This is a genomic window from Blastomonas aquatica, from assembly GCF_014639875.1.
GTDB classification, from domain to species: Bacteria; Pseudomonadota; Alphaproteobacteria; order Sphingomonadales; family Sphingomonadaceae; genus Blastomonas; species Blastomonas aquatica.
Genome location: NZ_BMGD01000002.1, coordinates 783,324 through 803,553, shown reverse-complemented (window position 1 = coordinate 803,553; position 20,230 = coordinate 783,324). Strand labels below are relative to the sequence as shown.

Here is a 20,230-nt window from a genome sequence, read left to right as displayed (position 1 = left end):
GGGGTGCGCAAACAATCGCCTCCCCCATTGAGGGGGAGGGCTTCATGGAAGGAGGAAGACGCCTCAGCTCTGCTTCAGCGCCGCCTGTGCCGCAGCCAACCTGGCGATCGGAACGCGATAGGGTGAGGCGCTGACGTAATCGAGACCAGTGGTTTCACAGAACGCGATGCTCGCAGGATCACCGCCATGTTCGCCGCAGATGCCCAGCTTGATGTCGGGGCGCGCCTTGCGGCCTTTGGTTACAGCGATCTCGATCAGTTGGCCGACACCCTCGATATCGAGGCTGACAAACGGATCGCGCGCGAAGATGCCCTTGTCGACATATTGCGTGAGGAACCGTCCGGCGTCGTCGCGGCTGACACCGAGCGTGGTCTGCGTAAGATCATTGGTGCCGAAGCTGAAGAACTCGCCGACCTCGGCGATCTCGTCGGCCATCAGCGCGGCGCGCGGCAATTCGATCATCGTGCCGACCAGATATTCGATCCGCATGCCCTTTTCGGCAAACACCATCTCGGCGGCGACATCGACGACCTTCTTCATCAGTTCAAGCTCGCGCCGCGTGGCGACCAGCGGGATCATGACTTCGGGGATCGGTGCCGCGCCGCTCTTGGCCGCGACATCGCACGCCGCCTCGAAGATCGCGCGGGCCTGCATCTCGTAGATTTCAGGATAGGTCACGCCGAGCCGGCAGCCGCGATGGCCGAGCATGGGATTGAACTCGTGCAGCTCGTTGGCGCGGCGCTTGAGCACCTCGACGCCGACGCCTGCGGCCTGAGCCACTTCGGCAAACTCGCTCTCGCTGTGCGGCAGGAACTCGTGCAGCGGCGGATCGAGCAGGCGGATGGTGACAGGAAGCCCCGCCATCACCCCGAAGATGCTGTGGAAATCCGCGCGCTGTTCGGGCAGCAGCTTTTCGAGCGCAGCCCGCCTGCCCGCCTCGTCCTCGGCCAGGATCATCTGGCGTACATTGGTGATGCGGCTCGCTTCGAAGAACATGTGCTCGGTGCGGCACAGCCCGATGCCCTCGGCGCCGAAATCGCGCGCGACCCGGCAATCCTCAGGCGTCTCGGCGTTGGTGCGCACCTTGAGGCGACGGACCTTGTCGGCCCAGCCCATCAGCACGCCGAAATCGCCGACCAATTCGGGCTGCACAGTCGGAACCAGCCCCAGCATGACCTCGCCAGTGCTGCCATCGAGCGTGATCGTATCGCCCTCGCGCAGCTCGCGCTTGCCGATGCGCAGCACGCGCTCCTTGGTATCGATCGACAGGCTGCCCGCCCCCGAGACGCACGGGCGCCCCATGCCGCGCGCGACCACCGCCGCGTGTGACGTCATGCCGCCGCGCGCGGTCAGGATGCCGCGTGCCGCGTGCATGCCGTGAATGTCCTCAGGGCTGGTCTCGATCCGCACCAGGATCACCGCATCGCCCATTTCGTTGCGACGCTCGGCGGTATCGGCATCGAACACGATCACGCCGCTCGCAGCACCCGGGGACGCCGGCAGACCCTTGGTCAGCACGTCGCGCACCGCATCGGGATCGAGCGAGGGGTGGAGCAATTGGTCGAGCGCCATCGGATCGACGCGGCCGATCGCCTCTTCTTCGGTGATCAGGCCCTCATTGGCCATATCGACCGCGATGCGTAGCGCTGCCTTGGCGGTGCGCTTGCCCGACCGGGTCTGCAACATCCACAATTTGCCGCGTTCCACCGTGAACTCGATGTCCTGCATGTCGCGGTAATGCTTTTCGAGGATGTCGAACACCCGCGCCAGCTCGGCATAGGTTTCGGGCATCGCCTCTTCCATGCTCAGCGGCTTGGCATTGGCCTCCTCGCGCGCCTGCCTGGTCAGATACTGCGGCGTGCGGATGCCGGCGACCACGTCCTCGCCCTGCGCGTTGATCAGGAACTCGCCATAATACAGGTTCTCGCCGGTCGAGGGGTTGCGGGTGAACGCCACGCCGGTTGCCGAGGTGTCGCCCATGTTGCCGAACACCATCGCCTGCACGTTGACCGCAGTGCCCCATTCGGATGGAATGTCGTTGAGCCGGCGATAGACCTTGGCGCGGTCCGACTGCCACGATCCGAATACCGCTGCGACTGCACCCCACAATTGGTCGTGCACATCCTGGGGAAACGGCTTGCCCCACTGGTCCTCGACCAGCGTCATGTATTCGGCAACCAGCGCCTTCCAGTGCTTCGCTTCCATCTCAGTGTCGCTGTAGAAGCCGTTGTCTTCCTTGATGATTTCCAGCGCTTCCTCGAACGCGCCATGGTCGAGACCCAGCACCACGTCCGAATACATCTGGACGAAGCGGCGATAGCTGTCCCACGCGAAACGTTCATCGCCCGAGGTCTTGGCGAGGCCTTCGACGGTCTGGTCGTTGAGGCCAAGGTTCAGCACGGTGTCCATCATCCCGGGCATCGATACGCGCGCGCCCGAGCGGACCGAGACCAGCAGCGGATCGGCCGCATCGCCGAAGTTCTTGCCGGTGATCGCCTCGATATGCTTGAGGCCCTCTGCGACCTCGGCTTTCAGGCTGTCGGGAAACACCTCGCCATCAACATAATAGCGCGTGCACATTTCAGTGCTGATCGTGAAGCCGGGAGGGACCGGCAGGCCGATCGAAGCCATGCCATCGAGGTTGGCACCCTTGCCGCCGAGCAGGAACTTGTCACCCGCGCCGCCGTCATTGGCATCGCCACCGAACCGGTACACATATTTGGTCATCAGTTTCAGCCTGTCTGTGTAAAAAGAAAATGTCGGTCGAGATTATCCCTCGATCTTCGAAAAATCGGCAACCCGGTGAACCGCAGCGCGGAACCGCGCGAGCAGCCCCAGCCGCGCGGTACGCTTGGCGGGGTCGGGGTCGTTGACGGTCACGTCGTCAAAAAACGCATCGATCGGCGCGCGCAGCACCGCAAGCGCAGCCATTGCGCCCTCGAAGTCCTCGGCCTCGATCGCGGCGATGGCGAGAGGCTCTGCACCGTCGAGCGCGGATATAAGCGCATCTTCAGCCGGCTCCAACCCATAAGCCCTCTCCCCTTCAGGGGAGAGGGTTGGGAGAGGGGAATGCTCGGAGGTGGGCGACTGCCCCTCTCCTTCCGCCGCTTCGCGGCTCCCTCCTCTCCCCTGAAGGGGAGAGGGCATTTCCTTCTTCAAGATATTCGCCGCACGCTTGTACCCGGCGAGCAGATTGCCCCCCTCGCCCGTCTCGACAAACGCCTGCAGCGCATGAACGCGCGCGAGCAACCGGACGAGGTCATCCTCGCCGCCAAGCGCAAACACCGCGTCGATCAGGTCGTGACGGACCCCGGCTTCGCGCTGCTGGACCTTGAGGCGGTCGGCGAAGAAGTCGAGAATTGAGCTTACAGCAGGCCTTACGCGACTGATGATTAGCTGCGATTTGGCTTCATCGGACAATACATTATCAATGAACGCAGCACGTGCTTCCGCTTCATCGGCTTTGGTGAAAGCTAACCCAGCGGCTTCCTTTGCCGCCCTATAGGCGCGGACCAAGTCAGCCCCCGCAGCACCAATCCGCTTCCCGTGATAAGCGATTGCGAGCGTCAAAACCTGCTGGAGGTGAAGTCTCAGCCCATTTGCCGCTATCGTTGTCAAAACACCCAGTGCTGCACGCCGCAAAGCGAAAGGATCTCGCGAACCCGTTGGGGGCATATCCTCAAAGAAAAACGCAGCAATCGTATCCAGCTTATCCGCCAAACTCACCGCCACCGTCACCGGCGCTGTCGGCACGTCATCGCCCTGGCCGACCGGCTTATAGTGGTCGCGGATCGCAGCGGCGACTTGGGGGTCGAGACCTTCCTTAGCCGCGTAATAACCGCCCATAAGCCCCTGAAGTTCGGGGAATTCGCCGACCATCTCGGTGACCAGATCGGCCTTGCACAGACGCGCGGCCTGTTCGGCGAGATCAGCCAGCGACACACTGCCGTTCTCCGGCGTAAGCCGGAGTCCAGAGTGGGAAGCGCTACCTGACTCCTGGGCTCCGGCTTTCGCCGGAGAACGGGTCGTGACAATGCCTTCCTCAACCAGCCACCGCGCCAGCTTGGCGACGCGTTCGACCTTGTCAGCGACCGTGCCCAGTTTCTCGTGGAAGACGATATTCGAAAGCTTCAGAGCATGTTCTTCGAGCGTCCGACGCTCTTTGCGCTCTCTCGTGACAGGATCATGATGCCACTGATCCTGTTCCCAAAAATGCGCCGCATCGGAAAGCCGCGCTGCGAGCACCTTCTCGTTACCCGCGACGATCGCCTTGCCGCCATCGTGCGCCGAGATGTTCGCGGTGCAGACGAACGCGGGCGCCAACGCCCCCGCAGCGTCGCGCACAACGAAATATTTCTGGTTGATCCGGTTGGTTAGCTGGATCACCTCAGGGGGAACCTCAAGAAACGCGGGGTCATAACGGCCCAGCAGCGGCACCGGCCATTCGGTGAGCCCGGCATTCTCGACCACCAGCCCTTCGTCCTCGACCAGCACGAACCCAGCTTCGCTCGCAGCCTTTGCCGCGCCGTCGCGGATGATCGCGGCGCGCTCGTCATGATCAACGATGACATGCGCGGCGCGCAGCACGCTCGCATAATCCTCGACGCCCGAAATCGTGACCGGGCCCTTGTGATGGAAGCGGTGGCCGACGGTGGTGTTGCCCGCGACCAGCCCGTCAATCTCGCATGGCACGACATAGCCACCCAGCAGCGCGATGATGCCCTGCAGCGGGCGCACCCAGCGCAGCGATTCCGTGGTCTGGCTGGCGGTGCCCCAGCGCATCGACTTGGGCCAGGGGAAGGCGCGGATGATCGCGGGGATCGCGTCGGCGAGGACATCGGCGGTGGCTCGGCCGGGCTTGTTGATCACCGCAAACAGCGTCGCGCGGCCCTTGACCTCGCGGGTTTCGAGCGCGTCGCGGGTCAACCCCGCCTTGCGCAGGAAGCCTTCGACAGCGGCTTCGGGCGCATCGGCGGGCGGGCCCTTGAGTTCCTCGGACACCGCCTGCGTCGTCTCGGGAAGACCGCGCGCGATCAGCGCGAGGCGGCGCGGGGTGGAATAAGTCTGCAGGCTTTGTGCCTTGAGGCCGGCGGCGACGAGCTGTTCAGCGAAAAGCTTTTCGAGATCAGCACGTGCCTTGCCCTGCATCCGCGCCGGGATTTCTTCGGACAGCAGTTCGAGCAGGAAGTCGGTCATCTTAAAATCCTCCCCGTTTCGGGGAGGATTTGATGGGTGCTCGTAAACATCACGCCGCCCACCCCTTCTTCTCCACCCAGGCTTCGCAGCTGCCCTTCGCCAAATCGCGGACGCGGCCCATATAGGCCTGGCGTTCGGCGACCGAGATCACCCCGCGCGCCTGCAGCAGGTTGAAGACATGGCTCGCCTGGATCGCCTGTTCATACGCAGGGATCGGCAGCTTGGCCTCGAGGCAGTTCTCGCACTCGGCGACCGCCTTGCGGAAGGCATCGAACAGGCTCTCGGTGTTCGCCACCTCGAAATTCCACGCGCTCATCTGCTTTTCGTTTTCGAGGAACACGTCGCCATAGGTGACGCCCTGGCCGTTGAAATCGAGATCGTAGACGCTGTCCTTGCCCTGGATGTACATCGCCAGCCGCTCGAGCCCGTAGGTCAGTTCGCCCGCGACCGGCTTGCAGTCGAAACCGCCCATTTGCTGGAAATAGGTGAACTGCGTCACCTCCATGCCATCGCACCAGACCTCCCAGCCCAGACCCCAGGCGCCCAGCGTCGGGCTTTCCCAGTCGTCCTCGACAAAGCGGATGTCGTGCAACAGCGGATCGACCCCGATGGCGGTCAGGCTATCGAGATAGAGCTGCTGGATATCCCCTGGCGAGGGCTTGAGGATCACCTGATACTGATAATAATGCTGCAGTCTATTGGGGTTCTCGCCATAGCGGCCATCGGTCGGACGGCGGCACGGCTGGACGAACGCAGCGTTCCATGGCTCGGGGCCGAGCGCCCGCAGCGTGGTCGCGGTGTGGAACGTTCCCGCCCCCATCGGCATGTCATAGGGCTGCAGGATCAGGCAGCCATGGCGGCTCCAGAAGCTGTGCAGGGTCAGGATCATGTCCTGGAATGACAGGCTTTGCTCGCTCAAAAGTCCGGGCCTTCGCAGATGCAATATGAATGGGCCGCGCTTTGGAGGATGGCGGCGCTTGGGTCAAGTCGGAGGTGAGTCAGGCTTGGTGTGGCAGGCCCAAGTTTTGCTTGTGGCCCGATCCACTCCGTCATTCCCGCGAACGCGGGAATCCCGCTTCTGCGCAATCGATGAGAAAAAGCGGGTCCCCCGCGTTCGCGGGGGTGACGAAAGTTGTAGCGTCGAAAGCGCTACTCCGCCGCCACCATCTGCTCCACCCGCTCCAGCGTTACCGGCGTGCCGTTGAGCACCGCGTTGCCTGAAATCGGGTCCATCGCCTGCGGATCGGTCAAGTCGTTGAGCGACACGCCGGGGCGACGTCCTGCCACCGAGAGCTGCGTCCCCGGCTTGTCATGACCGAAACCGTGCGGGATCGAGATGACGCCGCGCATCACATCGTCGCTGACCTCGGCGACGAGTTCAACCGAGCCGACGCGGCTGGTGACGCGGACGAGCGCGCCATCGGCGATGCCGCGTGCGGCGGCATCCTCGGGATGGATCATCGCGGTGCAACGATCGCGCCCCTTGGCGAGCCGCGGCGAATTGTGCATCCAGCTGTTGTTGTTGCGCACATGCCGCCGCCCGATCAGCAGCAGTGCGTCCGGCGGCGTATCTGCCAGCGCGGCACGCCATTGCTCCAGCGCTTCCACGCACAAGGGGGGCGCACACGCGATGCGCTTGTCGGTGGTCTGTAGCCGTTCGGGCAACCGCTGGACATGCGGGCCGAAGTCCTTGCCGTTGTTGTTCGCCTCAAGCTCCTCGAGCGTCACGTTATAGTCCGATCGCGCCAGCATCGCTGCGAGCACGGTGCGCGGCGGCACGATGTTGGGCACCGCCTCGCCGCGCGCAGACAGGATCGCGCGTGCCATCTCGGCGACGATCTCCCAATCCGCCTTGGCACCTTCCTCCATCGGCAGCGTCGGCAGCGAATAATCGGCATAGTTGCGGATCGCGATCGGGCCGAGCAGAAGCGGGTAATGGTCCTTCTCCAGCGGACCGCAAGGCGGCAGGATGTAGTGCGCGTGCGCGCTTGTCGCGGTCACGTACATGTCCACCGACACCATCAGGTCGAGCAGCGGCAGCGCCGTGCCCCAGGCGCCGGGCGCCGAGAGTACCGGATTGCCCGAGAGCACCACCAAAGCCCTGATCTGCCCCTCGCCCGGGGTCGCGATCTCGTCCGGCAGCAGCGCGGATGGGAATTCGCTGATCACCTCGGGCCGGTCGCCGATGCGCGAGCGGAAACGGTCGTACGTCCCCGGCCCTGCGCCCGCGACCAGATCGACCACCGGCGAGGAAAACATCACCCCGCCCTCGCGATCGAGATTGCCGGTGGCGATGTTGAGCAACTGGATCAGCCAAAGATTAAGCGTGCCGGCCTCGGTGACCGAAACCCCCATGCGGCCGTAGACAATGGCGGGTTCGCCATTGCCCAAGTTCGCCGCCAGATCGCGGATCACCGGCTCGGCGATACCGCAATGCGCAGCGAGGCGCGCGACATCGAAGCCACGGATAGCCTCCCAGGCAGCCGCCCAGCCCTCGTCGAGCATCGGTTGGAGCCTGCCGGGCGCGACCAGCCCCGCCTCATCCAGCGCCTTGAGCAGCCCGAGCAGCAGCGCGGTATCTGTTCCGGGGCGGATGAAATGGTGCGCGTCTGCGATCTTGGCGGTCTCGGTGCGGCGCGGATCGATCACCACCACCTGCCCGCCACGCTTCTGCACGGACCTAAGCCGCTTCTTCACGTCGGGCACGGTCCACACGGAGCCGTTGCTGGCGAGCGGATTGCCGCCGATGATCAGCATGAAGCGGGTGCGATCAATATCGGGGATCGGGAACAACGCGTTGTGGCCATACATCCACATCTGGATCAGCTGATGCGGGATCTGGTCGAGCGTCGAGGCCGAATAGAGCGTGCGCAATTTCATCGCCTTGCGCAGCGTCCCGGTCTGCGTGCCGGTGGCGTAATTGTGCGCGTTGGGATTACCCATGTACATCGCTGGCTGGCCGCCGGTATCCATGATCTGCGCCATCCGCGCACCGATGTCGGCAAAGGCGGTGTCCCAGTTGATCTCCTGCCAGCCATCGGCGGTGCGCTTGACCGGGCGGCGCAGACGGTCCGGGTCCTCCTGCAGATCGGCAAGCGCGGTCGCCTTGGGGCAGATATGGCCGCGGCTGAGTACATGATCGGGATTGCCGCGGATCGAGACCACCTTGCGGCCCTGCACCTCGACCAACACGCCGCAATTGGCCTCGCACAAATGGCAGGTGCGGGCATGCGTGGTGGTTGCCGATTCGTCCGTCATGGCTGGCTCTCTCCCATTATTGTTAGCCGACAAGCTATCAGCGCTGCCGACGGCTGACCAGTCACACAAAACGACGACTTTCCCAAACGGAAGTCACGTGAGGCTTGCACAAAGTCAGGGTCACTGGACATGGTCAATTTCTCGCATGCTAAAGTCAGGGTTGCATGACAAAAAGGCAGCCAACAGCGACAATCGATCGAAAGCCCAACGTGTGAAGAACCGGTTGAAGGTGCTGCGCGCCGAACGCGACTGGAGCCAGGCTGAATTGGGCGCGCGGCTCGATGTCTCGCGCCAGGCGATCAATGCGATCGAGACGGGCAAATACGATCCGTCTCTGCCGCTGGCATTCCGGATCGCGCGGCTGTTCAGCATGCCGATCGAGGAGGTTTTCAATGACGAGTTCAGCGGAGGCAGCGATGGTTGAAGCAGGCTTGCAAATGCGTGAGCCGCAACGCAAACGGCGGTTCTACGTGGTGGTCGGCACGCTTTTCGGCCTGGGGCTTCTGTCCGGCCTTCTGATCGGCTTTTTCGAGGACGAACAGGCGGAGATCCTTTCCCCCAGCAGCATCCCGCCATGGCGCGCCGTGATCAGCGCCGCCATGTTCCTGTTCTCTACCACCTTTGGGTCATGGATTCTGACGCAGGTGCCAGACAAACTCGAACGCGCCATCCACTCTAAGACCACGGTGATGGCGGGCAACGCGATGCTGATCGCCTACCCCACCTGGTTCATCCTGTGGAAGGGCGGCATCGTGTCTGAACCCGATGCGTTATGGCTGTTCATGATCGGCATGGCCGCCAGCGTAATTGCCTATGCGTGGTACAAGCTGCGCTAATTCTTAAGTCCCCAAATCCTAACACGGCAAAGCAAAACAAAGGATACCCCCATCACATGACCATCATCAAATCCCTGCATATCGCCGCCTCCGCCTTCGCACTGACCAGCGTCACGTTTTTCACCTTCGCCAGCGACCCGGCACTGGCACAACAGCCGACCAGCGTCGCCGAGGCGCTCGGCGCTGCGCCCGCAGCGACGACGCAGGACATCAACCCCGCGATGTGGGTCGTGCGCGATGATGACACGACGATCTATCTGTTCGGCACCGTGCATGTTTTGCGCCCGGGGCTCAACTGGCTCAAGGATGAGGTCAAGGCTGCATTCGATGCATCTGACGAGCTTGTGCTCGAGGTGATCGAGCCCTCGGACCCGAGCGTGGCCCAGGGCATCATCGCCAGGATGGCGACCAATCCGCCCGGCACAACGCTGCGCAGCATTCTGCCTGAGGATGTCGGCAGCAAGTACGAAACTACGCTGGGCGCATTGGGAATTCCAGCGGGCGCGCTGGATCCGTTCGAACCCTGGTTCGCCGCGGTCACGCTGACCACCGTTCCGTTGGTGATGGGGGGCTATGACATGAACAGCGGCGCTGAAAAGGTGCTGACCGTGGCCGCCAAGGAGCAGAACAAGCCTCTGGGCCAGCTTGAAACCATCGAGCAGCAACTCGGGATTTTCGACAGCCTGGACACCAAGGCGCAGATCGATTTTCTCAACATCACGCTCGATGGCGTTCCGTTGATCACCAGCCAGATCGATTCTATGGTCGATGCCTGGGGCAAAGGGGATCTGGAAAGGCTCAACTCACTGCTCAACGAAGGCTTTGAAAGCTATCCCGGGCTCTACGATGCACTGTTGACTGATCGGAACGCCAACTGGGTCAGCTGGATCAAATCACGGATGGAAAAGCCGGGAACCGTGTTCATGGCCGTCGGCGCAGCGCATCTGGTGGGCAAGGACAGCGTGCAGGCGCAGCTTGCCAAGGACGGGATCACCAGCACCCGGGTCACCGTGCAAGACTGACCTCGTGCCCCTATCCCCGTCGGTGCGTTGGCGCTGGCGGGGTTATGGGTCCAGTGTAGCAGCGCGGAAGCAGCCACGCACTTCGCCGACGAAGATGTCCGGCACCTCGAGTGCGGCAAAGTGACCGCCCCGGTTGACTTCGTTCCAGTAGATGATGTTGCTGAACCGTTTTTCCGCCCATCGCCGAGATGTCTGGAACAGCTCCTTGGGGAAGATCGTCCCACCCATCGGCAGGCTGATGGGATCGAAGCCCATCGCGGAAAAGCTGTGCCAGTACAGCCGTGCCGAAGATGCCGCCGAGTTGGTGAGCCAGTACATCGTGATGGTATCGAGCAGTGCGTCGCGGTTAAACCCCGAGAAATTGTCGTCGCAATCAGACCAGTTGCGGAATTTCTCGAGGATCCACGCCATCTGGCCGACTGCGGAGTCCGCCAGCGCATAGCCGATGGTTTGCGGCCGGGTCTTCTGGATCGCCGAATAACCGCTTTCCTTGTCTTGATAATATTGCATCCGCGCCGCAGCGCGCTTTTCGAGATCGCTCATATCCGCCATCGTTGCGGGATCGGGCAACGCCAGCACCATGTTCGAATGTACTGCGGCGCAGGCACCCAGGTCCTGCCGTGCGATTTCGAGCGTCACGCCTGAACCCCAGTCGCCCCCCTGCGCGAAGTAGCGGTCATAGCCCAGCGCGAGCATCAGGTCATTCCACGCCTTCGCAATCTTGGTGATGGACCACCCTGCCTCGGATGGCTTTCCCGAAAAGCCGAACCCGGGGAGCGAGGGAATGACGAGGTGGAAGGCGTCCGCCGGATCTTCGGGGTTGGTCAGCGGTTCGATAACCTCCATAAACTCCAGCACCGACCCGGGCCAGCCATGCGTCATGATCAGCGGGCGCGCGGCGGTGTGCGGCGAGCGGATGTGGAGAAAGTGGATGTCCACCCCGTCAAGCTCGATCAGGAACTGCGGGTAAGCATTGACCGCCGCCTCGCATTTGCGCCAGTCATATTGCTTGGCCCAATAGGTCGCAAAATCCTGAACCACGGCAAGCGGGATCCCTTGCTCCCAATCATCAACTGTTTCCTTGTCGGGCCAGCGGTTGGCGCGAATGCGCGCGTGGAGATCATCGATCGCTGCTTGTGGAACGTCGATGCGAAACGGGCGTGGTGTGTTCATCGCCTGAATCTATCGGAACGACAGTGTGCTTGCAAACTATCCGCAGCTTGATTGCGTCGACAATTCTTTCGGGAAGAATGAAACCTTAACCGTCCTGCGCCGTTCGTTCGGCACACGTTCATGTTATGGCATCTGCCATGACGACCAATCAGCGCGTGTTCAAACGCGCGATACGGGGTCGACATCGAACGCTGTGCAAGGAGAAAATTCAATGAAAACTTCACTTCTTACGCCCTTCGTGGTGGCCTCGGCCCTGATGCTCGGCGCCTGCGGATCGGAAAACGTCACCACGGAATCCGATGTCACCGTCCCGGCTGACGCACCGATGGCCACCGATGGAACGGCTGCCAACAGCATGGATGCATCGGGCAATGTGATGGTAGGCGGCGCAGAAATGCTGCCGACGCGCAATATCGTCGAGAATGCATCCAACTCGCCGGTTCACACAACCCTGGTCACTGCAGTGAAGGAAGCGGGTCTTGTTGATACGCTTTCTGGAACCGGACCTTTCACGGTCTTCGCCCCGGTCAACGCCGCGTTTGACAAGCTGCCTGCTGGCACTGTCGATACGTTGCTGAAGCCAGAGAGCAAGGCAAAGCTGGGTGCTGTGCTGACCTACCACGTGGTGTCTGGCCGCATGACCGCAGCCGATCTTGCCCAGGCTATCACCGAAGGCAATGGCACCGCGACGCTGACCACGGTTCAGGGTGAAAACCTCACCGCCCGGATGGAAGGGACCAACGTGGTCCTGACCGGTGAAGGCGGCAGCAGGGCAATCGTTACCCAGGCTGATGTGCCTCAGTCAAATGGCGTGATCCACGTCATCGATGGCGTTCTTCTGCCGAACGCCTGACCGTCGGCTTCGGGCAGTCGGCACTTGCGCCGACTGCCCGAAGCTATTTTCGATGGATCGCGCAGGATATCAGGCGGGCAGCGCTCCCGATCCTTGGCCGCCGCGGTTGGCATAGTCCTGTGTCCCAAGGTGATAGACCTTGTCACCCCCCAGCACCGCCTGGTTGGAATAGGTGAAGCCCGGGTTCAACCCGCGATAAAGATCATCGAAATTGCGCTCGACCGTTTTGCGGAACAATTCTTCGAAGCTGCCGATCACGAAATAGGTCGGCTGCATGTCCGAGATGACGTAATCGGTGCGCATCACCCGGTCGACTTCCAGATGGATGCGGTTGGGCGACTGGCCTTCGACCGAGAACTTCGCCTCGAGCGGCCCTGACAATATGCCCGCGCCATAGGCCTTGATGCCATCGGCCTCGCGGATCAGCCCGAATTCAACCGTATACCAATAGAGCGCCGACAGCGCCTTCAGCCGGTTGTACGCCAGCGCCTTCCAGCCTGCGCGGCCATATTCCTGCATGTAATCGGCATAAACCGGATCGGTCAGCATCGGCACATGGCCGAACACGTCGTGGAAGACGTCGGGCTCGGAGATGTAATCGAACTGCGCGCGCGTGCGGATGAAGTTGCCCGCCGGGAAGCGCCGGTTGGCGAGGTGATAGAAGAACACGTGATCGGGGATCAGCATCGGCACCGGCACTACCGACCAGCCGGTGATCGGCCGCAGCTCTTCGCTTAAGCTGCCAAAATCCGGCACGCCGCCACGCCCCAGATCGAGCCGCTCGAGCCCCGCCATGAAGCTGCTCGCCGCTCGCCCGGGCAGCACGGCCATCTGCTGGGCGAACAGATCGTCCCAGATGCCGTGCTCTTCGGCCGTATAGACGCGCTGCTGCGGCTCGAGCCAATCCTCTCCGAGATGCGAAGGGCGCTTGAGCGGCGCAACGCAGGTGCCCTTGGGCACATCGGGAATGACCGAGAAGTCGACGGCGTCGGGCCGGATGAGAAGGTTTTCCATGCTGCGTCCCCTGAAAATTGATAGGCCACTATGTAGCACGAAACGGGCGAAAAATCTTGTCTCATTCTTGCGGGTCATCGACCGAAATGGATCAGTTCTTCCATTTTATCCCGCTGCACGGTAGGCTTTACCGATGATCGATCTTGAACCGGAAGATATCCGCATCCTGCGCGCGTTGCAGGACCATGGCCGCGTTACCAATGCGGAACTTGCCGAAACCGTCGGCATGTCCGCCTCTCCATGCTGGCGGCGGGTGCGGCGTCTGGAGGCTGCAGGCGTCATTCGCGGCTATTCCGCTCGGCTCAGCAGGCGGGCGCTGGGGCTGGGCGTGCTGGCGTATGTCAGCGTCGAAATCGCCGACCATGGCGAAGCTGTAACGCGCGCGTTCGAGGAAGCCATCGCCGGGCTGGACGAGGTCATCGCCTGCCACCAGGTCACCGGCGGCGCGGATTACATCCTCACCGTCGTCAGCCGTGACCTCGACAGCTATGCGGACTTCGCGAACAAGAGGTTGAGGCCGATCGCGGGGATAAAGGCGATCAGCACGAGCTTCGTGCTGAAGGAGGCGAAAGCGCAATCAGGGCTACCGGTTTAGGGGGCGTCCGGGTCGTCACGTGGTGAACCGACTGCATGCTCGCCTAATGACAGTCACCCCCTAAATCTTTAACCGTGCTCAATCGATAGAACAGCACCCCCGCAATTGCTCCCCCAGCCGCGAAAAAGGCTAAGTTATACACGGCAACATAAGCTGTGAGGACTCCACGAGCAGCAATCAATCCGAGAGCAACAGCGATTGGCAGGGCCATGACGGCTGCCCCGCCCAGCGCATGCCCACGTGATGATGGATGCCATCGCTTCTGAGAAAACAGAAGAAGTGGAATGCCGAACACGAGACCAAGCATGTAAAAAAGCAAACAGATGGCTATAAACATCGACAGGGGATGCTCAAAAATACCGGTGCCGTGTTTGGGCCATATAGCCACGACAGAAGCCTGGAAGAAGCCTGCCGGAAAAGGCGCGATTATAAAGGCAAAGATGGAGCGCAACATGCTTGGCCTTATGCGCTATTTGTTCTGCGTCAGCAATTAACCAAACCTTCGATCGCATCAATAAGTTGCATGCAATTCGTCACAACGGCAGGTCGCCCAACCGTCACCCTGAACGCGTTTCAGGGCTCAATTCTTCCCGCGCGGCTTTAGCTGTTGGGACGCGATTGTTGCTGAAACGCATTCAGCATGACGGGGGAGGCATTGGGCAACCGCTTCGCCCCTCACCCTGCATCGACCCGGAAAAGCTCTCCGTCAGCATCGAGGATGAACAGCCGGTTGCGATCATCGACAATGAATGCGACCGGAGACTCTATCCGACCGATATCCGGGACAAAATCTTCGGTGCGGCGATCCAGTTGCGGTGCGCGCAGCAGGGAGGAATTGGTCAGATCATTAGCGGGCACGGACCAGATCGTACCGCTTCGGTCTCCGAACACGAAGCGATTGTTCAAAGTGGCTATTGGCCCCTGATATAGCCCACCAAAGATGATGCCGGTGCCTTCGTCGCGACCGTTACCAAAACCGTAGACGAGCTTTGGGCCATTGACCGAAGCCGGAGCATTGCTGCCAACCCCCTGCGTGCCTTCGCGACCGGGCCAACCGAAATTCAGCCCTCTGGCATTCGTATCGAAGAAGGTTAGTTCGTGCTCAACCGATGCGCCCTGGTCAGCCAGCAGAATCTGTCCGGCAAAAGCCCCTCCCCCGCCCGAATGGCGAATTCCGTTACCAACGATTTGCGGAATAAACCCTGGCGATACGGCAGCCCCTGCATAAGGATCGTTCAGTCCCAGCCGAAGGAGTTTGCCACGCATGGAGTTGGCATTTTGAGCAAAGTCTCCGCTCTCGTCAGAGATGGCCATAAACAGATTGCCAACGGACTGCTGTCCGGCAGGACCCTCGAAAATTTTTGCAGAAACCGGCGGTGAACCGGCAGGCAAAATTACGGTAAAATTGGGGAAATTTCGATTTCCCAAGCCTTGGACAACCACCCGACCTGACGGATCCTGCGCAACAGCCAACATACCGGTGAACAAACCAGTGGACCTTCCGAACGGGCTTATGGCCAGCACGCGCCCGCGCGGGCGATTAGCGAAGACATCCGTAAACAGGCTGCGCTGACCGGTTGTTCCGTCAACAGCGTAGATTTCTCCGTTGGCCTGGGCCACCGCCACCTGCCCCGTCGTGCCATTTTGCGGGGGCAACAGCGGGACCAACAAAGAACCTCCAATGGGCTCAACAAACCCTGTGGCGATCCGGCGGACCACAATGCCCTCCTTTTCGTTGGTGACGGTGATGACGACAGACAGGTTGTTGGTGCCACCACGCCCGTCACTGACCGTGAGCGTGACGTTGTAGACATTGTCACGGTCGCTATCGGCGGGCCGCTCGAAATCCGGGGCATTGCGAAAGGCAAGATTTGTACCGGTCAGCGCAAATACCGCCGCGTCTGGACCTCCCGATATCGAAAATGTGAGTGGGTCGCCATCAGGATCGCTGGCAGCCGCAGTATAGAAAGTGGTTGCGCTGTTTTCGACAATCGAAGCCGTGGCGGGCGAGGTGAATTGCGGCGCGCGGTTGGTAGGCGGCAGCGAGGTCGGGGGCGTGGGGGTCGGCGTTCCACCGCCACCACAGGCCGAAACTATCAGCGGGACGGCACATAGAACGGTGACCAGAACAGCACGGGACACAGCAACGACAGATTTCATTTGGCGACCACTCCTCGACAGGCCTTGAACCTAGCCGACCGCGAGTTCATGACAAGTCACGGCTTCCAATTCGCCTCATATTGACTTCGAAAGTTTTACGCCTTGATATCAACATTTGTAAGCACAGCACGGGGTGGGCGTTTTTTTTGAAAACACCCACTATATGACGTCAATACAGTCAGTATCTGAAGGCTGGCGGGCGTACCGCGACTTCGAACACGAACTGGCTGCGCCATCCTCTGACGCGTCCGATCCACCCTGATTGACGTCCGCGCAGGGGCGTCGACCGGCTCAGCCTGAGCGTGGTGGAGTGCGGGACTGCGCGAGTGCCACCTTACCCCTGCCCGTCAATCACCCCATACAGATCATGCTCGTCCGCATCCTCGACCAACACATCGACGAACGACCCCGGCGCAAGCCCCTCGGGAACGTCGCGCAGGTACACATGGCCGTCGATCTCGGGAGCATCGGCCTGCGAACGCCCGGTCGCGCCGACCGAGCCGTCTTCCTCGTCGGGTTCGCCGATCTCATCGATGATCACCGGCAGCGTGCGGCCGACCTTGGCGGCGAGCTTGGCGGCGCTGATCGCGGCGGTCTTTTCCATCAGGCGCTGGTAGCGCTCTTCCTTGACCTCTTCGGGCACCGGATCGGACAGATCGTTGGCGGCAGCGCCTTCAACCGGCTCGAAACGGAAGCCGCCGACGCGGTCGAGCTGCGCTTCGTCGAGCCAGTTGAGGAGATATTGGAAGTCCGCCTCGGTCTCACCGGGAAAGCCGACGACGAACGACGAGCGGATGGTGATATCGGGTGCGATCTGCCGCCATGCCTTGATCCGGTCGAGCACTTTTGCCTCATTGGCGGGGCGCTTCATCCGCTTGAGGACGCTGGGCGCTGCGTGCTGGAACGGGATGTCGAGATACGGCGTCAGCAGCCCCTCGGCCATCAGCGGGATGACGTGATCGACATGCGGATAGGGATAGACATAATGCAGGCGCACCCAGGGCGTCTGGCCCTCGGGCGTGCGCAGGCCGCCGAGTTCGCGCGCGAGATCGGTCATGTGCGCGCGCACCGGCCGACCCTTCCAGGCGCGCGGCTCGTGCCGGGTGTCGACGCCATAGGCCGAGGTATCCTGGCTGATCACCAGCAGCTCGCGCGTTCCCGCCGCCACCAGCTTCTCCGCTTCGCGCAGCACCGCATCGATGCGGCGGCTTACGAGGTCACCGCGCAGGCTCGGGATGATGCAGAACGAGCAGCGGTGGTTGCAGCCCTCGGAGATCTTGAGATAGCTGTAATGCCGCGGGGTCAGCTTGATGCCGCCTTCGGGCACCAGATCGATGAAAGCACCACGCGCAGGCGGAGCGGCGTCGTGCACCGCCTGCACGACATCTTCATATTGATGCGCGCCGGTGATCGCGAGCACATCGGGGAAGCGCGCGCGGATGACGTCGGCCTCGTTGCCCATGCAGCCGGTGACGATGACGCGGCCATTCTCGGCCATTGCCTCGCCGATCGCCTCGAGACTCTCTTCCTTGGCGCTATCGAGAAAACCGCAGGTGTTGACCAGCACCACGTCGGCGCCCGCATAATCGGCGGACATCTGATAGCCCTCGGCGCGCAGCTTGGTGAGGATGCGTTCGGAATCGACCAGCGCCTTGGGGCAGCCAAGCGAGACCATGCCGACTTTCGGCGGGGCGGGGATCGTGATGGGGGTGGTCATGATGGCTGCGGCAGATAGGCGTTTGGCCGCGATTTGTCATCGTCGAAGTGCAGCTCGCGCCCAGCAGCGCTCCAGCCGGGCTGGCGCAACGTGGTTTGCACCAGCTCGGCTTGCTCGATCGGGATCTGCGCTATGGTTCGGGATGGCGGTCTGATCACCTCGGAACATGGTCAACGGAACATGGTCAACTTTTTGTGAACCTTTAGGCCGCATTCTTGTCCCGATGATGTCACGCCCCGGATTCCTGCCCGTTCTGGCCAGCGCCTTGGTCCTGACCCTTGCGTCTCCACCGGCGCAGGCACAGGAGCCGCTGCTCCAATGCGTGCCTTATGCCCGCCAGGTCAGCGGCATCCAGATCTATGGCGATGCGCACAGCTGGTGGCAGCAAGCGGCGGGGCGCTATGAACGCGGCAGGCGCCCTGTGCCCGGTGCGGTGATGGCCTTCAAGCCGCACGGAGCGATGCAGCTGGGCCATGTCGCAGCGGTGAGCCGGATCATCGATTCGCGCCGCGTGCTGCTCGACCACGCCAACTGGTCGCCGATCAACGGCCGCAAGGGGCAGATCGAGCGAGATGTTCTGGCCGAGGACGTATCGGCCGCAAATGACTGGAGCGAGGTGCGGGTCTGGTACACGCCGATCGGCGGGCTCGGCACCACCCGGTATCCGGTGCACGGGTTCATCTATCCGCAAGGCCGCGCGCCCAGCCGGTTGCAGACCCCGCCGGTTCAGATCGCAGCCAATGACCAGCGCCCGCGCGCGCTCTCGGGCGCCGAACGCAAGGCGCAGCGCCAGGCCGAACGCAGGGCGGAAAAGGATGCGCGCAAGCAGCTCAAGCAGGTCGAGAAGCAGCGCCGCGAATACGCAAAGTACTTGAAGAAGCAGCAAGACGCGCGGCGCGAAACCGTCCGTCTGACCCCGCCCCCACCTCCGCCGCCGCATTTGCAGCCCGATCCGATTGGTGATCTGATCGGTAAAATCGGCGGCTGATCCCAGCCGATCAGCGGATCAGCCTGCCTTGGCGACAGGCGCGTCATCTCCAAGATCCTTGTACCAGGCCTCGACAGGACCGCTGAGCTTGAGCGTCAACGGTTGGCCCTTGCGGTCCATGGTCTTGCCGGCCTGGACACGGATCCAGCCTTCGGAGATCGAGTATTCCTCGACATTGTTCTTCTCGACGCCTTTGAACCGGATGCCGATGCCGCGTGCAAGCAGATCGCCATCGAAATGCGGGCTGCGGGGGCTGATCGCCAGACGATCGGGCGGCACATCGCTTGAGTCGATGGGTGCAGCAGCAACCTGCGCGTCAATCTGTTCTGAAGTTTCGGGCGTGTCGGTCATCGCGTAAATCCATTCTGGCAGGGCATGTCGCGCCCATAGCCAGCCCTAGCGGACATCGCAATAGACCTGCCGGATGATGCCGCGGTCAAGAAGAACGCGAAAAAGCGCGATTGCGCTGGCGGGCGTCGCAAGACTGGTGACTTCGCCCGGCTCGGCAATGACGGTGCTTGCATCCACCAGCCGAAGGATTGCCATCGGGTCGGTGGTGAGCACCCGCCCGCGCCGTGGTGTCGAGGCTGCGTTGACACCGACGACCCTGCCTTGTTGATCGAAGGTGGGCCCCCCGCTGATACCGCCGAGCGGACCATCTGCCGTCGGAAACCGCGTGCCTTCGGCCCAGGCCAGAATGGGTTCGGCCACACCGCCTGGCCCACCGCGCTGCGCATAGGTTTGGCCGATATAACGCGAAACGACGACCGACGGTTCGCCCCCAGGAAAGCCCATATGATAGCCGGTGTTCCCAGACGCTGGCAAATTCTCAGTCAACACGAGCGCGAACTGCGCCTGCGGCCCCTGCCGGATGACCGACACATCAGCCTCGACACTCTGGACCACATCGACCAGCGCGTCGATCCCGCCGCCCGACACCAAACCCAGCCGGTCGCAGCCATTGGTCACATGCTGCGCGGTGAGCCAGGTTCCATCGCGATCGACGGCAAAGGCGGTGCCCTGGCTATCCTGTTGCGGTCCTGGATCGGCGATAACGAAACTCTCGCCGATTTCAGGCATCGGGCGGCGCGGGTTGCGCGGATCGAACTGCTCGACCCTCAACGGCGTATCCTGCCACTGCTCGGTGTCGCCGCTGAACCAGACCCACAAGAGAACGATGCCAAGAATCCAGGGCAGACAACCGCGCCGGTTGGTTGTGCGCTGCTTGCTCATCGAAACTCCAATGTCATGGAACGGAATGCCATCTTACGCATAATGACAAAAGCTAGGCGGAGACACCCGGGATTCAACCATGCGGCTCTTAAGCCGACGAGCCCAGTCGTGAACGGCGTTACCCATTTAATTGGCAGCCAGCCAGACGAAGATCGAGCGGCTGCTATATTAATCTGGCATTCAGC

Annotated in this window: 17 protein-coding genes; 6 read left to right on the top strand and 11 right to left on the bottom strand. The window is 62.0% G+C overall.

Annotated features, from left to right (window positions below; all coding sequences use genetic code 11):
• Positions 1–63: 63 nt before the first annotated feature.
• From ppdK to IEW00_RS07910, 4 genes are all read right to left on the bottom strand, one after another.
• Positions 64–2,727 carry a pyruvate, phosphate dikinase gene (ppdK, locus tag IEW00_RS07925; protein ID WP_188513809.1) on the bottom strand — a complete coding sequence of 888 codons (2,664 nt, stop codon included), beginning with the start codon at positions 2,725–2,727 and terminating at the stop codon, positions 64–66.
• Between the two features lie 42 nt (positions 2,728–2,769).
• A complete protein-coding gene (gene glyS, locus IEW00_RS07920; RefSeq protein ID WP_188513808.1) occupies positions 2,770–5,196 on the bottom strand; it encodes a glycine--tRNA ligase subunit beta in 2,427 nt (808 codons plus the stop codon).
• 49 nt (positions 5,197–5,245) lie between these two features.
• Positions 5,246–6,085 carry a glycine--tRNA ligase subunit alpha gene (locus tag IEW00_RS07915; protein WP_188513807.1) on the bottom strand — a complete coding sequence of 280 codons (840 nt, stop codon included), beginning with the start codon at positions 6,083–6,085 and terminating at the stop codon, positions 5,246–5,248.
• 260 nt (positions 6,086–6,345) lie between these two features.
• Positions 6,346–8,454, bottom strand: coding sequence for a molybdopterin oxidoreductase family protein (locus IEW00_RS07910; protein WP_188513806.1), 2,109 nt, complete (start codon positions 8,452–8,454; stop codon positions 6,346–6,348).
• Between the two features lie 211 nt (positions 8,455–8,665).
• Here IEW00_RS07910 and IEW00_RS07905 point away from each other — a divergent pair, with 211 nt between their 5' ends.
• From IEW00_RS07905 to IEW00_RS07895, 3 genes are read left to right on the top strand one after another with little or no spacing between them, the layout of a single operon-like run.
• Positions 8,666–8,878: a helix-turn-helix transcriptional regulator gene (locus tag IEW00_RS07905; RefSeq protein WP_188513900.1), complete on the top strand. Its 213-nt coding sequence runs from the start codon at positions 8,666–8,668 to the stop codon at positions 8,876–8,878.
• A complete protein-coding gene (locus IEW00_RS07900; RefSeq protein ID WP_188513805.1) occupies positions 8,871–9,290 on the top strand; it encodes a hypothetical protein in 420 nt (139 codons plus the stop codon). Before IEW00_RS07905 ends, IEW00_RS07900 begins: the two co-directional genes overlap by 8 nt.
• Before the next feature lie 56 nt (positions 9,291–9,346).
• Positions 9,347–10,312: a TraB/GumN family protein gene (locus tag IEW00_RS07895; protein WP_188513804.1), complete on the top strand. Its 966-nt coding sequence runs from the start codon at positions 9,347–9,349 to the stop codon at positions 10,310–10,312.
• 42 nt (positions 10,313–10,354) lie between these two features.
• On the opposite strand, the gene IEW00_RS07890 is transcribed toward IEW00_RS07895, so the two are convergent.
• Positions 10,355–11,485, bottom strand: coding sequence for an epoxide hydrolase family protein (locus tag IEW00_RS07890; protein WP_188513803.1), 1,131 nt, complete (start codon positions 11,483–11,485; stop codon positions 10,355–10,357).
• A 256-nt stretch (positions 11,486–11,741) separates the two neighbouring features.
• Here IEW00_RS07890 and IEW00_RS07885 point away from each other — a divergent pair, with 256 nt between their 5' ends.
• Positions 11,742–12,338, top strand: coding sequence for a fasciclin domain-containing protein (locus IEW00_RS07885; RefSeq protein ID WP_188513899.1), 597 nt, complete (start codon positions 11,742–11,744; stop codon positions 12,336–12,338).
• A 69-nt stretch (positions 12,339–12,407) separates the two neighbouring features.
• Here the strand turns inward: IEW00_RS07885 and phhA are convergent, their stop codons facing one another.
• Positions 12,408–13,352: a phenylalanine 4-monooxygenase gene (gene phhA / locus IEW00_RS07880; RefSeq protein ID WP_229736879.1), complete on the bottom strand. Its 945-nt coding sequence runs from the start codon at positions 13,350–13,352 to the stop codon at positions 12,408–12,410.
• A gap of 133 nt (positions 13,353–13,485) precedes the next feature.
• Here phhA and IEW00_RS07875 point away from each other — a divergent pair, with 133 nt between their 5' ends.
• Positions 13,486–13,947 (top strand): Lrp/AsnC family transcriptional regulator, encoded by a 462-nt coding sequence (locus tag IEW00_RS07875; protein ID WP_188513802.1) that lies wholly within the window; start codon positions 13,486–13,488, stop codon positions 13,945–13,947.
• A 43-nt stretch (positions 13,948–13,990) separates the two neighbouring features.
• On the opposite strand, the gene IEW00_RS07870 is transcribed toward IEW00_RS07875, so the two are convergent.
• The 3 genes from IEW00_RS07870 to rimO form a co-directional block, all read right to left on the bottom strand.
• Positions 13,991–14,401, bottom strand: a complete 411-nt coding sequence (locus tag IEW00_RS07870; RefSeq protein ID WP_188513801.1) for a hypothetical protein — start codon at positions 14,399–14,401, stop codon at positions 13,991–13,993.
• Between the two features lie 221 nt (positions 14,402–14,622).
• Positions 14,623–16,107: an Ig-like domain-containing protein gene (locus tag IEW00_RS07865; protein ID WP_188513800.1), complete on the bottom strand. Its 1,485-nt coding sequence runs from the start codon at positions 16,105–16,107 to the stop codon at positions 14,623–14,625.
• A gap of 334 nt (positions 16,108–16,441) precedes the next feature.
• Positions 16,442–17,824 (bottom strand): 30S ribosomal protein S12 methylthiotransferase RimO, encoded by a 1,383-nt coding sequence (gene rimO / locus IEW00_RS07860; protein ID WP_188513799.1) that lies wholly within the window; start codon positions 17,822–17,824, stop codon positions 16,442–16,444.
• 223 nt (positions 17,825–18,047) lie between these two features.
• Here rimO and IEW00_RS07855 point away from each other — a divergent pair, with 223 nt between their 5' ends.
• Positions 18,048–18,812, top strand: a complete 765-nt coding sequence (locus tag IEW00_RS07855; RefSeq protein ID WP_188513798.1) for a CHAP domain-containing protein — start codon at positions 18,048–18,050, stop codon at positions 18,810–18,812.
• Positions 18,813–18,830: 18 nt separating this feature from the next.
• On the opposite strand, the gene IEW00_RS07850 is transcribed toward IEW00_RS07855, so the two are convergent.
• Together IEW00_RS07850 and IEW00_RS07845 are read right to left on the bottom strand one after the other, a co-directional pair.
• On the bottom strand, positions 18,831–19,163 hold the full coding sequence (locus tag IEW00_RS07850; protein ID WP_188513797.1) for a DUF3297 family protein: 333 nt from the start codon (positions 19,161–19,163) through the stop codon (positions 18,831–18,833).
• Between the two features lie 45 nt (positions 19,164–19,208).
• Entirely contained in the window at positions 19,209–20,045 is an 837-nt protein-coding gene (locus tag IEW00_RS07845) for a S1 family peptidase (RefSeq protein ID WP_188513796.1), read from the bottom strand.
• Between the last annotated feature and the right edge of the window lie 185 nt (positions 20,046–20,230).

Excerpts from the sequence above, each read along its gene's own strand:
- ppdK (WP_188513809.1), bottom strand. The coding sequence starts at position 2,727 with ATGACCAAATATGTGTACCGGTTCGGTGGCGATGCCAATGACGGCGGC.
- IEW00_RS07900 (WP_188513805.1), top strand. The coding sequence starts at position 8,871 with ATGGTTGAAGCAGGCTTGCAAATGCGTGAGCCGCAACGCAAACGGCGG.
- glyS (WP_188513808.1), bottom strand. The coding sequence starts at position 5,196 with ATGACCGACTTCCTGCTCGAACTGCTGTCCGAAGAAATCCCGGCGCGG.
- IEW00_RS07875 (WP_188513802.1), top strand. The coding sequence starts at position 13,486 with ATGATCGATCTTGAACCGGAAGATATCCGCATCCTGCGCGCGTTGCAG.
- IEW00_RS07895 (WP_188513804.1), top strand. The coding sequence starts at position 9,347 with ATGACCATCATCAAATCCCTGCATATCGCCGCCTCCGCCTTCGCACTG.
- phhA (WP_229736879.1), bottom strand. The coding sequence starts at position 13,352 with ATGGAAAACCTTCTCATCCGGCCCGACGCCGTCGACTTCTCGGTCATT.
- IEW00_RS07850 (WP_188513797.1), bottom strand. The coding sequence starts at position 19,163 with ATGACCGACACGCCCGAAACTTCAGAACAGATTGACGCGCAGGTTGCT.
- rimO (WP_188513799.1), bottom strand. The coding sequence starts at position 17,824 with ATGACCACCCCCATCACGATCCCCGCCCCGCCGAAAGTCGGCATGGTC.
- IEW00_RS07870 (WP_188513801.1), bottom strand. The coding sequence starts at position 14,401 with ATGTTGCGCTCCATCTTTGCCTTTATAATCGCGCCTTTTCCGGCAGGC.
- IEW00_RS07915 (WP_188513807.1), bottom strand. The coding sequence starts at position 6,085 with ATGATCCTGACCCTGCACAGCTTCTGGAGCCGCCATGGCTGCCTGATC.
- IEW00_RS07910 (WP_188513806.1), bottom strand. The coding sequence starts at position 8,454 with ATGACGGACGAATCGGCAACCACCACGCATGCCCGCACCTGCCATTTG.
- IEW00_RS07855 (WP_188513798.1), top strand. The coding sequence starts at position 18,048 with ATGATGTCACGCCCCGGATTCCTGCCCGTTCTGGCCAGCGCCTTGGTC.
- IEW00_RS07885 (WP_188513899.1), top strand. The coding sequence starts at position 11,742 with ATGCTCGGCGCCTGCGGATCGGAAAACGTCACCACGGAATCCGATGTC.
- IEW00_RS07890 (WP_188513803.1), bottom strand. The coding sequence starts at position 11,485 with ATGAACACACCACGCCCGTTTCGCATCGACGTTCCACAAGCAGCGATC.
- IEW00_RS07845 (WP_188513796.1), bottom strand. The coding sequence starts at position 20,045 with ATGAGCAAGCAGCGCACAACCAACCGGCGCGGTTGTCTGCCCTGGATT.
- IEW00_RS07865 (WP_188513800.1), bottom strand. The coding sequence starts at position 16,107 with ATGAAATCTGTCGTTGCTGTGTCCCGTGCTGTTCTGGTCACCGTTCTA.